Annotated in this window: 9 protein-coding genes; 7 read left to right on the top strand and 2 right to left on the bottom strand. The window is 40.7% G+C overall.

Annotation, left to right across the window (positions count from 1 at the left end):
• Positions 1–2 precede the first annotated feature (2 nt).
• Together IV80_RS08385 and IV80_RS08380 are read left to right on the top strand one after the other, a co-directional pair.
• On the top strand, positions 3–1,940 hold the full coding sequence (locus IV80_RS08385; RefSeq protein ID WP_057752173.1) for a PTS fructose transporter subunit IIABC: 1,938 nt from the start codon (positions 3–5) through the stop codon (positions 1,938–1,940).
• 469 nt (positions 1,941–2,409) lie between these two features.
• Positions 2,410–3,810, top strand: coding sequence for a C40 family peptidase (locus tag IV80_RS08380; protein WP_057752170.1), 1,401 nt, complete (start codon positions 2,410–2,412; stop codon positions 3,808–3,810).
• 124 nt (positions 3,811–3,934) lie between these two features.
• Here IV80_RS08380 and IV80_RS08375 read toward each other — a convergent pair whose 3' ends face one another.
• Positions 3,935–4,147, bottom strand: coding sequence for a DNA-directed RNA polymerase subunit epsilon (locus IV80_RS08375; protein WP_057752167.1), 213 nt, complete (start codon positions 4,145–4,147; stop codon positions 3,935–3,937).
• A 181-nt stretch (positions 4,148–4,328) separates the two neighbouring features.
• On the opposite strand from IV80_RS08375, the gene IV80_RS08370 reads away from it, so the two are divergent.
• Positions 4,329–4,808 (top strand): hypothetical protein, encoded by a 480-nt coding sequence (locus tag IV80_RS08370; protein ID WP_057752164.1) that lies wholly within the window; start codon positions 4,329–4,331, stop codon positions 4,806–4,808.
• Positions 4,809–4,883: 75 nt separating this feature from the next.
• Here IV80_RS08370 and def read toward each other — a convergent pair whose 3' ends face one another.
• Positions 4,884–5,441, bottom strand: a complete 558-nt coding sequence (gene def / locus IV80_RS08365; protein WP_057752161.1) for a peptide deformylase — start codon at positions 5,439–5,441, stop codon at positions 4,884–4,886.
• Positions 5,442–5,575: 134 nt separating this feature from the next.
• On the opposite strand from def, the gene IV80_RS08360 reads away from it, so the two are divergent.
• The 4 genes from IV80_RS08360 to IV80_RS08345 form a co-directional block, all read left to right on the top strand.
• A complete protein-coding gene (locus IV80_RS08360) occupies positions 5,576–5,860 on the top strand; it encodes a UPF0223 family protein (protein ID WP_057752158.1) in 285 nt (94 codons plus the stop codon).
• 3 nt (positions 5,861–5,863) lie between these two features.
• Positions 5,864–6,643 carry an inositol monophosphatase family protein gene (locus IV80_RS08355; RefSeq protein ID WP_057752154.1) on the top strand — a complete coding sequence of 260 codons (780 nt, stop codon included), beginning with the start codon at positions 5,864–5,866 and terminating at the stop codon, positions 6,641–6,643.
• Positions 6,644–6,706: 63 nt separating this feature from the next.
• A complete protein-coding gene (gene typA / locus IV80_RS08350) occupies positions 6,707–8,551 on the top strand; it encodes a translational GTPase TypA (protein WP_057752151.1) in 1,845 nt (614 codons plus the stop codon).
• A 436-nt stretch (positions 8,552–8,987) separates the two neighbouring features.
• Positions 8,988–14,137, top strand: a 5,150-nt coding sequence (locus IV80_RS08345; RefSeq protein ID WP_057752148.1) for a KxYKxGKxW signal peptide domain-containing protein, incomplete at its 3' end; no start/stop codon positions are given.

Genomic DNA, 14,137 nt, shown 5'->3' with positions numbered 1-14,137 from the left:
ACATGGATATTCGCGATCTACTCCTCAAAGATGTGATGATCATGGATTTAAAGGCTCAAAATAAAGATGACGCCATTAATGAGATGGTACATAAATACTTTGAGCAGGGCATTATTGATGATGAAGCACTCTATAAAGCTGATATCATCAAACGAGAACAAGAATCAACGACTGGTATTGGTGATGGGATCGCTATGCCCCATGCCAAGGATAAAGCCGTCAAACGCGCCACCGTTCTGTTTGCCAAAAGTGAACAGGGGGTTGATTTTGACGCTTTAGATGCCCAACCGGTCCACTTATTCTTCATGATTGCTGCGCCAGAAGGGGCTAATAATACCCATCTTCAGGCACTGGCAGCATTATCAAGTCTTTTGATTAATCCAGATTTGGTTGCCCAACTTAAACAAGCCAAGACACCAGATGAGGTTCAGCAGTTATTTGCAGATGCCCAGTCAGCTAAAGAGGCTCAAGATAAAGCAGATGCTGAGGCAGAAGCCAAGAAAAAAGCTGATACAAAAGTGACCAGTGACGAGAAACGACCATATATTGTTGCCGTTTCTGCTTGTCCAAACGGAATTGCACATACGTACATGGCAGAAGCTGCACTACTGAAATCTGCTAAAGAGAAAAATATTGAAATTAAAGTAGAAACAAACGGCTCTGAAGGAGTTAAACATCGCTTAACGGCTGATGATATTGCCCGAGCTGATGGTGTTGTGATTACGGCAGATAAAAAAGTTGAAATGAACCGATTTGATGGTAAGAAGCTTTTGAATCGTCCTGTTATTGACGGCATTAATAAGTCTGATGAATTACTAGACCAAATTGAAGCTGGTAACGCACCTGTTTACCGTGCGACTGGTGATCAAGAAAGTGCTGGTAATGATACGCAAGGCGGCAGCTTCTGGAATGAAATCTATAAAGATTTAATGAACGGTGTGTCACACATGCTGCCATTCGTTGTTGGTGGTGGGATTATCATGGCGTTCTCATTCATTATTGAACGCTTTGCAGGCTCAAATAGTATTTACTTTACATTTACTAACCAACTTGGTAATTGGGCGTTTGCTTTCTTAGTTCCAATTTTAGCAGGGTACATCGCCGAATCCATTGGCGATTTACCCGCGTTAATGCCCGGAATTGTTGGTGGCTTCATGGCCAATACGGCCGCGGCTAATGTCTTAAAAACGACCAGTGTTTCTGGTTTTATTGGCGGCCTAATTGCTGGTTTTCTGGCCGGTGTTGTCGTTAACTGGCTTAAAAAAGTCTTCAAAGGTGTTCCCAAAAGTTTGGAAGGCTTAAAACCAATGCTTCTTTATCCGATTATTAGTCTTTTAATTGTTGGATTGGCCATGTTCTTTATCATTAATCCAATCTTTGCAGCAGTAAATGCCTGGATTACCCACGTCTTAAATGGTATGGGAACCGGAAATGAAGTGTTGCTAGGTACCATTCTCGGTGGCATGATGGCGATCGACATGGGAGGTCCTTTCAACAAGGCGGCGTATACATTTGCAATTGCAGCGTATACTTCAACTGGAGATGGCAAGTTGATGGCTGCTGTTATGGTTGGCGGCATGGTGCCACCATTAGCCACTGCGATTGCCACTGCAGTCTGGCCAAAGAAGTTTACAGAACAGGAACGCCAAGCAGGAATCTCCAACTGGGTTTTGGGAATTTCCTTTATTACAGAAGGTGTCATTCCATTTGCAACAGCTGACCCGTTACATGTCATTGTTTCTAGTGTCATTGGGGCCGCAATTGGTGGCGGTTTGACACAGCTCTGGCATGTAAGTGTCCCTGCTCCTCATGGTGGTCTTTGGGTAACACCGTTGGCGACCCACTGGATGTTCTATGTGTTAGCGCTTGTGATTGGTGCTGTCGTTGCCGGTACAATTCTTGGAATTTGGCGACCAGCTCGTAAACAAGTTACAAAATAAAAGTTCGAAGAGTGAATTCACAAGTTGAATTCACTCTTTTTTTCGAAAATTTTAAGAAGCTTTCTAAATCAGTAAATGAATTTTTATACATAAAAATAAATAAAACGAATTTTTTTATACATAAAAAGTTTATTGGAATAATTTGCTAAAACAAGCTAATGTTACGGGTGTTTGTCATAATGGCAAAAAACTGTAACACGTTTGTAACACTAGCCAAAACAGGCGTTCTGTTAGATCTTTTGCTAAAAAAAAGTTTAAATTTCTTTTAAGGAAAACGGATACCTTAACAACTTTAGCAGCAAGCTTTCACATGCTTTCTTTAATTTAGGTTGAAAAATATATGCATAAAAGGGGTATTTTTTTAAAAAACTTCGTGATACAATACAGCTAGTAAATTCTATAAGATTATACTAAGTCTTAAAAAATGAGTATTTATAGCTTTAGAAAATGAATTAAAGGAGTGGGGTATATGGTTAAATCACACAGTAATTCTAAGAAGGCAAAGGTAGTTCTAGCGGGTGTTGCTGGAGCGGCTGGTTTGTTCGTTGCTGGAGCTACACAAAGTGTTAATGCTGATTCAGTTAAGGTTGCTAAAAATGATACTGTTTGGAGCTTTGCACAAAAATATAACGTTTCAATTAAAAGTATTGAAACTCTAAATAAAATTGATCAAAAATCACATTTAATCTTTGTTGGCCAACAGCTTGAAATTCCTGGTACTCAAGTTGAAAAGGAAAGTAAAGTAAGTTCTCAAGCGTACATAACGGTTACGGCTAAGAGCGGTGACAGTCTCTGGCAGATCAGCCAGGATCATGGTGTTTCAGTTGCAGCTATTAAGAAAGCTAACAACTTGACTAGCAACTTGATTTTGGTCGGCCAAAAATTGAAGGTTCCCGTTGCTGGGAGTGATGCTGCTAAAGTTTCTAGTTCAGCAGCTACGGTTCAATATAAAGCACCTGCCTCAACTGCACAAAGTTCAGCAGCTTCAACTGTAGCGCAAAGTTCAGTTGCTTCAGCTTCAGTTGAAAGCTCAAGCCAAGCTAAAACGGCAACTAGCGCCACTGTTGCAAGTTCAGCTAGTCAAGACTCAAGTGTTGCACCAAGTTCTCAAAGTGTTTCCAGTGAAGTCAGTGCAACTAGTGATGCAGTTAGTGCTAGTTCAGCAAGTAGCCAGTCTGTTGCTAGCACAAGTACTTCAAGTGCTTCTTCTGCAGTTTCATCTAGTGCCGTTTCACAAGCACCTGCAAGTCAGGCACCAGCTAGTGAAAGTTCAAGTAAAGCGGTTGTTGCACAAGCAACTTCAAGTGCTGCCTCAACTGCACCTAAGCAGGTAAGCACAGCAGCAAAGAAGACGGTTTATGCAGCTTCTAGTCAAGCAAGCACCGTCGCTGCAGCTAGCTCTGCAACTGCGCCTAAGACAGTAACAGCTTCTTCTACAGCAAGCAAAGCAACTGCCAGCAGTGCTACGACAACTCAGAAGACTTCAACCACCACGAATAGTAATTTGACTTCCGGTTCTGTTGTGAGTTTGGCTGTTAAATTGGCAAATGCCAATATCCCATATGTTTGGGGTGGTTCAAGCTTGAGTGGAATGGATTGTTCTGGATTAGTTGCTTATGTTTTCGAACATGCAGAAGGCGTTAGCTTACCACATTACACGGTATCTCTTGAAAGTTCAGTTACACAAAAGTCTGTATCTGCAGCTCAACCTGGAGACCTATTATTCTGGGGTGCCAAGGGCGCTACTTATCACGTTGCCATTTATATTGGTAATAACCAATACGTTGCTGCACCACAGCCTGGTCAAAATGTTGATATCGAAACAATCAGCAGTTACTTTGCTCCAAGCTTTGCAGGAACAGTTAAATAATTTAAAATCAATTGACATCGGTACTTTGGTACCGATGTTTTTTTGTTTTTGAATAAAAAAAGAGCCACAGACTATCCAAACATCTTTGTTTGGCAGTCTGTGACTCTTTAATGGACAAGGCTAACTAAAAGGTAGTTAACTTGTAATTTACGCTTTGTTGTTCGTACTCCAAGGCTTTTCCTTCAAGTGGTTCAACAAATTCAATGTTGTAATCCGTGTTGTTTTCAACTAGTTGGATGGCATCTTCTTTTGTCTCAGCTTCGAGATAAAGCGATTCAGTTGTCTCCCGCTTGGGTGTTGTTTCTGCAGATGTTTGGTATAGGACTTTAAAGATCATAGTATGTGCTCCTTTGAAAAAATTTAAAGTTTGTTGGCCTGCCAGCTAAAAGCAGGCGCCACTAATGACTAACAAGACTATTTTAGCATACCGACCGCTTGAAGTATAGAATCGGACGGCTATCAAGCGATTCATGCTGGAAATTATGCTAAAATGGGGGTACAAAGTAAGGAGCTGGACGATGATTATTTTAAAGATTGTGATTTTACTTCTTATCATTGCCTTAATCGCGGGATATCTCGTACGTCGTTGGAAACGTAAGCGAGCTCTGTTAGTGGTTCAGTCTGCCAGCAAAAAAGCTGTGAACCAAGCAATGGTAAGCGTTGCTGAAATGTTAGTAGCAAAGAAAATTGTTGAGCCAAATGAGCCTAATGCTGTACCTAAGCTAGTTTCTGATATATGGGGCCGTGGCGTTTTGGCTTTTGAATTTTCATTTGGTCACACAGACCTAAAAAAAGATCAATTGGAATCGCTGCGCATCCGGATTAATGAATTGATTGAAGCGTATGCACGAAAAGAGCACATTGCTAGTAAGTATGAATACCCAGTTTTCTATGTCACCGATATTTGGTTGTATCATGATGCCCTACATGTGGATGTGGCCAATGTGGTCAATGAACCCACACGAGAGTATATTGAAGATTTGAGAAAAGTAGAGTAAAAAACGAGGCTCAAGTACATGTGAATTTGTACTTAAGCCTCGTTTCTTGGTTATTCATGATTTGCAAGCTGAAGTTTAACCAATAATCACAGCATCGTCGGAAATCTTGAAGGGTTCTTGTTTATTGATGTGATCATAAAAAAGAGTACCCTTTAAGTGATCGATTTCGTGTTGGCAAACAATAGCTGGATAATCTTTCAAGCGAATCTTTTTGTCTTCACCATCCACCGTTTGATATTTGATGGTAATGCGGTCATGCCGTGGTACATAGCCAGGGATCTCTTTATCAACAGAGAGACAGCCTTCACCTTCTTCAAGTGCGGCGACTTGAACAGATTCACTAACAATCACTGGGTTCACAAGCACTTCCTTGAAAAGGGGTGCCTGGTCCTTTTCACCAGGAACCAAAACAGCTGCCATTTGTAAGGAAACGCCAACTTGTGGGGCGGCTAGTCCGACGCCAGCACGTAAGTGGTATTTTTCGGCAATTTCTGGATCTTGGCTATTAATCAAATATGCCATCATGTCATCTGCCAATTTTTGTTGGTCATCAGTTAACGGGAAAGTGGCTTTTTGAGCGCGGGTCCGTAAAACAGGGGCACCATCACGGGTGATATCTTTCATTTTTATCAAGTTAAAAACCTCCAAATGTTTCTTCAAAATTATTTTACCATACTTGTAATTAATAAAACCGAGTGATAACATTTTTAAACACATCTAAAAAGGGGTAAACTGTACCTAGCTGAGTGTGAAAAGAGGATCTTGTGATGGAATTAAATTATGCATACCCTTTGGAACCGGAATGGGAAATCGAGGACATTACTACCGTGGTGGCGTTCTATACGGCGGTTGAAACGGCTTTTGTGAATGGCATTGATCGCCAGTTGTTTTTGAATCAGTATCATGACTTTAAACAAATTGTCAAAAGCAAAGCCGAAGAGAAACAATTAACAAAAAAATTTTTAAAAAGTTCTGGTTTCGATATGTATATCGCAGTTAAAGCTGCACAAACGACATCAAAGAAAAGAGTCGGACCATTAGTAAAAAGGTGAATTATGAGTGAAAGAGAAAAATTAAAACAGACTGATCAGTTGATTCGTGGCTGGCTTAGTGATGTCCGCCAAACAGTCATCGCAGATCTCCATGACCCACTATCAGTCTCTGAAAAAACAAGTCGTAAAGATCTAGTTACAAACATAGATAAGGCCAATGAGAAACGACTGGTAGCTGCAATTCGGGCGTTTGATCCACAGGCTAAGATCTTAGGTGAAGAGGGATCAGGTGACCACGTGACGGATATGAAGGGGCATGTGTGGATTATCGATCCGCTGGATGGCACGCTAAACTTTGTCAAACAACGTGATAATTTCGCCATGATGATCAGCCTCTACATTGACGGCGTTGGAGTCCTTGGCTATATTATGGATGTCATGCGTAATATAATTTATGGTGGTGGTCCTAAGCTGGGTGTGTTTGCAAACGAACGCAGACTTGAATCTCCCCCAAATATAAGCTTACGGGATGGCTTGCTAGGGGTCAGTGGTCCGATGCTCGTGCACGATAAATACCATTTGCAGGCTATTGATGCGGCTAGTTCTGGTGTGCGGATTATTGGTAGTGCAGGTATTGAGTTTATTCAGGTTTTGACCGGTAAACAAAATGGGTATATTTCCCATTTAATGCCTTGGGACTTCGCAGCTGGTAAAATTCTTGCTGAACAGTTGGAACTTTGCGTGACAAAGGTTGACGGCACCCCTGTTGATATGCTATCATCAAATGACGTATTAGTATCGACTAAAGATACACATAAAGATATAGTAAATATGATTAGGTAGTCTGACTGTGACAAACTAGTTGCAGTTTTTTTATGGAGATACCCAGGAAAAGGAGAAACACTTTTGAAACGACGAGATGATATTCGAAACATCGCAATTATTGCCCATGTTGACCATGGTAAGACCACTTTGGTGAACGAAATGCTAAAGCAATCAGATACATTGGACGAACATACCCATATTGAGGATCGGGCTATGGACACCAATGCGATTGAACGTGAGCGAGGCATTACGATTCTTTCTAAGAATACAGCTGTTAAATACGGCGACAAACAAATTAACATTTTGGATACTCCAGGACATGCTGACTTCGGTGGTGAAGTTGAACGTATCATGCGCATGGTTGATGGTGTCTTGTTAGTTGTTGACGCATTTGAAGGGACAATGCCCCAAACCCGATTTGTACTTAAAAAGGCTTTGGAACAGCACTTAACACCAATCGTAGTCATTAACAAAATTGACCGTCCTGGTGCTCGTCCTGAAGAAGTTGTTGATGAAGTCTTGGATCTCTTCATTGAATTAGGTGCCCAAGAGGATCAATTAGATTTCCCAGTTGTCTATGCAAGTGCTTTGAATGGAACATCTAGTTATTCAAGTGATCCTGCTGATCAGGAACACACTATGAAGCCTTTATTTGATACCATTGTGAAGACAATTCCAGCACCAATTGACAATAGTGACGAACCTTTACAGTTCCAAGTCGCCATGTTAGATTATAACGACTTTGTTGGTCGTGTTGGTATTGGTCGTATTTTCCGAGGCAAAATCAAGGTAGGCGACAACGTTTCAGTTTTGAAACTTGATGGTAGTGTTAAGAACTTCCGTGTCACTAAGTTATTTGGTTTCTTTGGTTTGAAACGTTTGGAAATTAATGAAGCTAAAGCTGGCGATTTGATTGCCGTTTCTGGTATGGAAGACATTTTCGTTGGGGAAACTGTGGCTGACCCAGAACACCAGGAAGCTTTACCGTTATTGCGAATTGATGAGCCAACGTTGCAAATGACTTTCAGAACTAATGATTCGCCATTTGCAGGTCGTGAAGGTAAGTTTGTGACATCACGTCAGTTGGAACAACGTTTGAAATCAGAATTGCATACCGATGTTTCTTTACGGGTTGATGACACAGATGATCCAGGTGCTTGGATTGTGTCTGGCCGTGGAGAATTACATTTGTCCATTTTAATTGAAACTTTGCGTCGTGAAGGCTTTGAATTACAGGCTTCCCGTCCAGAAGTTATCTATAAGGAAGTGGACGGTCAATTATGCGAGCCTTTCGAAAGTGTCCAGATCGATACTCCCGATGAATATACGGGTTCAATCATTGATAGTTTGTCACAACGTAAAGGCGAGATGCAAAACATGGAGACCACGGATAATGGTCAAACACGATTAACTTTCTTAGCACCAACTCGTGGTTTGATTGGCTATTCAACTGGTTTCTTGTCCATGACACGTGGGTATGGGATTATGAACCACACCTTTGCAAAGTACATGCCAGTGATCAAGAACTGGAACCCAGGTCGTCGTAACGGAACTTTGGTTTCAATTAATACTGGTAAAGCCACCACTTATGCCATCATGGGGATTGAAAGCCGTGGAACGATCTTCGTAGATCCAGGTACAGAAGTTTACGAAGGAATGATTGTCGGCCAAAATAGTCGTGAAAATGACATTTCCGTCAATATTACACGTGGTAAAAACCAGACCAATGTTCGTGCTGCTGGTTCTGATGATATGGCTAAAATTAAGACGCCAACTCATTTAACACTTGAAGAATCCTTGGAATTCATCAACGAGGATGAGTATTGTGAAATTACACCAGATCATGTGCGCTTACGTAAACAAATTTTGAATACGAACGAACGTGAAAAAGAGGCTAAACGTCGTAAGACAGCTTCAAAAAAATAGAAAATTAGTTTGAAAAGGAAACTCGCAATTTGAGTTTTCTTTTTTTTCTGAAAAAATCATCAAATACTGGATTGTTGGTGGTAAATTAAAAAAACGGTTGGTACTCCAAATGTCCTAGAACTGGGATACAAACGAATTTATCCTATTTTAACTTACTTTTTTGTATGAAAATGCAGTTATAAAGGCATACATGAATGTAATTTAGCCAAAAATGAAATAATGGTATTAAAAATTTTATGTGTTATAGGAATAGCAATGAATAAACCTGATATATCTTGGGCTCTAAGACATATAATTGGTTGCTAGTGAAGTTGACGGTGAAAAGTAGGTTTGCTTTTGCCCTATTTTTCATTCACTCTTTTCTAAAAAGGTGTTATAATCGAAGCGGTTACAAGTATTTGCAATTATTTATTGAATGATAGATTGGAGGAGCAATATGTTAAGTAATTCGCAACAAAATAAAAAGCGACAAAAGCTGCTACAGGATAGTGCGCAACGAAAAGAACGTTTTAAGATGTATAAGGCTGGCCGAAACTGGTTTTTCGCCGGGATCACTGTTCTAATTTTTGGGGCGGGTGTCTATTTAAACTCCCCAGTTGTGTCTGCCGATACAACTGCAGATAGTTCTTCATCTACGGCACTTGCGAGTTCCGCTGCAAGCCAAAGTGAGGCCACTTCTCAAAATAATTCGTCTGCAACTAATACGACTACGAAGGCAGCTGTTGCCTCAAACAGTGCGGAGACAACGAGTTCCGCTGCTGCGACAAGTAGTTCAGTAAGTAGCGATACGAGTTCAAGTCAAAGTGCCAGTGAAAATACGAGTTCATCTGCTGTTAGTTCAGTAGCGGCTTCGAGTTCAAACAGCAATACACAGACCACTTCGGCGACTGATACACAGGCATTGAGTTCTGCGACTGACGAAACTGCTACTAGCGATATGACTAATACGTCAAGTGCTGTTTTTCAGACAAGCAATGTTTCAAGTGCTACCTCAAAAACCACGACGAGTGCTGCTAGTTCGGCAAATTCGCGCGTGGCTCCTCGCGTTGCTAGTTCAGAAGCCGTGACTAGTGAAACAGATCAAGAAAAAATAGCCACATTAAGTGATGCATTACCTGAAAGTACAGATGTCACCGTGCAAAGTGATGGTACCATCTTAATTGCGTTACCATCCGATTACGATGATGTGGCCTTGGTACAACAAGCAATTGATGACGCCCAACTGAAGAGTGCGGTTGAGATTACGGCTAAGGCTGCAGCGGAAACAGGTCCGAAAACATGGGACGGAGATTCAAGCGGTGATGTCTTCAATGACGCCATGTATAATATTGCAAATGCCGTAACTATGGGTGATTTTGAATGGATGACTGCTGTTGGAACTGGTATGTTAAATGGTAAAGCGGCCACACTCGATGAAATAGATAGCTATTTCCAAGGATTGTATAACGATAATAAAGGGAATTATAGACTACTGAGTTTATTAAAGACGTTTGATGGTTCGGGTTCCGAGTCTGATAAAGAGGCTGAAGCCAATGCCGCCGCCTTTGACTACTACTATTTTTTGGGTTCTGACGATAGTTATGTCAACAATTTAATTGATTATTTGCAAGGTTTAAGTACCGCACAATTGGCAACCTTAGCTCAAACTGCTTATACAGCAAGTCAGAATTCGGATGTGACACAGTTAATTTCTCAGGCATCTGATTTCGTTCTTCACACCTTTTATCCGGCTGGAACATCATCACCTGTCAGTACATCTGGCGGGAACGAATTTAAAAACCCGTCTGCAGCTACTGGTACTGCGGGAAATTATTGGAAGATTCCGTTCACCGATACAACAGAAGTTAAAAACTTTTCTGATTTTGTGAACACTATTGTTTCACTTTATATTGGAGCCATTGTTCCAGGTGCCGAAGCATATGTAATAAAAACTGTTTTACCAGCCATCGATACAGTTTCTGATACTACGGCCTTGACAGATTACACGAGTCTGGATTCAATTCTGAGTCAAATAGGTGCTGATAATTATCAGACTGCCAAAGATTTGATGACTATTGATGGTACGTTTGATTTAACGAGTATTGTTTCTCATATTAAGATGCTGTATCAAACAAATTACTTACTTACACTAACGGATTCAGGATCTGGTGGCTTTCTTGGTCGTTATGTTGGTGCGTTTGACCGAACTAAGACGACCGATGGAAACACTCTAACATACAACGATAGTACCTTAAATGGTAATGGTATTGGATTTAAGAATTTCTCACTGTTCAACAATCTATATGTAGCCTATTCAGAGGCACTTGTTAAAGTTCTCTATGGAACTGCAATGCTTGGTAAATTTGAAGGTATCCAAGCAATGTATGATGATACTGATGCATTTGTTAGCTATATGAAGGATATTACGGATCCATCCCAAATTGATATTAATGACTTTGAAACAAAGGTCTTAAATTTAACAACTACAAATACCCTTACAACTGATACTGAAACACAAATGTATCAGCAGGGAATTTGGGATGCCTATCATTATATTTATCCATTCTACGAGGCTGGATTGCAAGACAAAGCTGCAGGTACAGGAATTCAGTCATCAAGTTACACCGATAATGATGACTTTTTGAATGCTGTATGGACACGTGCCAGCAAAGATGCTGTTACAGGTGATGGGTCAATACAAGTCTATAATGCAGATAAAAAAACGTCAGCAGCGGCTGTCGTTGATTTAACCACTGATGATGCTGGTTCAACAGATGCCAACCCTCATGATGATCAGACTCAGACGAGTGCACAGACAATTGCTTACTTAGTTGCTTTCTATAATTCTGCACTAAATTCGAATGATGCTAGTCAAGTTGCTTATCAGGTTCAACCAGTTTCACGAGTGACGATTAAAGATGCTGACGGCAATGTGATTAATACGATCGATAAAAATATTGGAACGGTTTCTGGTGATATTGAAGGAACACCAGGTTCTGTGGTATCTGCGACAACTTTGCCAGATGTGTTAGGATATAAAACACCAACTCAAGATGAGTTGAACGGTCTGAAATTGTATGTTCCTGAAAATGGTGGAATTTTGAATGTACCTTATACAAATACAGATCAAACTGCCGGTACAGAAACTGCGGATTTCGTGAATGCAAATCCTGACGCAACCTATGATTATACAATTACTTATGAAAACGGAACTGTTGTTTCTACTGGAACTGGTGTGAAGGCTGCGGATGTTACATTCGACTTGGATGCAGGCCAGACTTTGACTATTTCAGCGAAAACAAATAATACCGGTTATGTAGTGGTTGGTGCTGATACGACTACTGTTAATTATGATAAGACGACTCAATCATACACGATTCCTTATGAGGCTTCGGGTGGCACGGTAACATTTACATTTGCAACGACACCAGTAGACTATACGATTCAACCAGTTTATCAAAGTGGTACTGATGCAACAACGGGTGCTCCGATCTATACGAGTATTGCGAATGCTGTAACAGCCTCAGGGACTCCTGGACAAGATATTGATACGACAAAGATTCCCGATGTGAATGGGTATACAAAACCAACTTATGCAGATACTGATGCAATACCCGATGTTCCAGTTGTTGATGGTGGTGTTGTGGATGTCGTTTATACAGCTGATGAAGTTGCGGCCCAAGTTCAGGTTACTGAGACTGGCGCTCCAGATGGTACTGATTTTACGTACACAGTAAATGACGGTGCAGTTCAAACAGGAGAGTATACTGATGGTTCAGCTTTAATAGATGCAGATGTTGGGGATGTAGTAGTCATTACGCCGTTAACGGTGGCTGGATATTCTTTAACTGGAACAGATAAAAGTGAGATAACTAAGACTATTACAGTAGATGATAAGAATATCGATGATACTATTAGTCCAAATAACACTGCTAATTTTGTTTATACAGCAGTCCCACAAGCAATTACTGTTAAGTACATTAACGAAGCAACTGGTGAACAACTTGGTGACAGTGCAACACTCAAGGGAGTAACCGGTGGAACATACAAAGTTACTCCGAGTGACTATTTGACGGTTAACTATGTGTCTGGTGTAGAGAAAGATACAATTAGCAGTGACATTTTAAATCAAGTTAATGTGTTTAAACTTGATGTTGATAAAACTGGTTCTCTTACAGGCACGTATGTGGATAAGGATAAAACGACCTTAACTATCTATTATGCACCGGAGAGTTTTTCATTCAAGACGGAGTTCTTCACTAAAAATACTGATGGTTCATTTACTGATGTCGGTGAAGGTACTATAAGTTATGATGCAGCAACTGATAAGATAAGTTATGATGGTCCTGCAATCTCCGGTCAACCAGTTTCCACACTTATACATGTTTTAGATTCGGACAAATATGTGGAGAGTGGTGATCCTGCAAGTGGGGTTATTACAGCAACTTCGACTGGTCTTAACTTCAATGTTTCGCCAACAACAGGCGTTCTAAGTTTTGCATCTGCTACTTTAGACTCGACAGTTCCTTCTGCGACTACTCAACCTTATATGGAAGTTAATCCCAAGTTAACTTATGGTTCTTTTACTGTGAATAGGACTGTACACTTTGAAGGTGCCGGTTCTGCTACGCCTGAAGATGTTACCCAAACGGCAACCTATGCGACAGTGACAAATGCTGTCACAAACGAGACAGCATACACTCTTCAAAGCGTTAAGAATGTTGCTATTGCTGCCATTACAGGCTTTACCGCAATGATTGGCACTACTCCTGTTAAGAAAAATGATGACGGGAGTTATAGTCCCGTTGATTCTAGTGATTTTGATAGTGCTACTTTGTCTACTCCTACAGTTCCCGATGATATTACCATCACTTATGTGGCTAATGATGAAACGGTCACCGTGACAGCTACTGGTAATATTGGTGATACTGGATTTGCTTATACAGTTAATGGGGGAGATTCAATAACGGGCTGTTATGCAACAAATGGTTCTATTGCTGCTAAATTTGGTGATGAGATTGTTATCACACCAGATATCCAAAAGGGATACTCTATCACTGGTAATGATAGTGGAAAAAATTCGACAACGATTATTGTAGGCGATTCTGATAGTGATAACTCAGTTGCATTTGTATACAGTGCACGTGAAGCAGCTGGGGTAGTCACAGTTCATTATGTTGATGAGCAAGGAAATGCAATTGATGGTGTTGAAGATGGAACTATTGGTGGAACCGGTTATTATGTAGGTGATAAAGTAACACCTGAACAAAAGATGATCGATCATTACACATATGTTTCCGGGGCTGACGAAATAACGTTAACTGATACAAATACAAGTATTAATGTTGTTTACAGTTTTAATGGAGTCACCGTAACCACACCAACCAATCCAAGTGATCCAGTGGATCCAGCTAATCCAGATGGGCCAAAGATGCCAACGATTACGGAAGCAGATTTGACACAAAGTGTCAGTCGAGAAATTAGTTATGAAGTAGCTGCCAGTGATGATCCAAATGCGCCAAAGGCACCAACTAAAGTTACCCAAACAACTAAATATACACGTGGAGCGGTTATTGATAAGACAACAGGCGAGTTGATTGGCTATAC

The organism is Pediococcus cellicola (assembly GCF_001438655.1).
GTDB lineage: Bacteria > Bacillota > Bacilli > Lactobacillales > Lactobacillaceae > Pediococcus > Pediococcus cellicola.
This window is presented reverse-complemented; position numbering and strand designations above follow the sequence as displayed.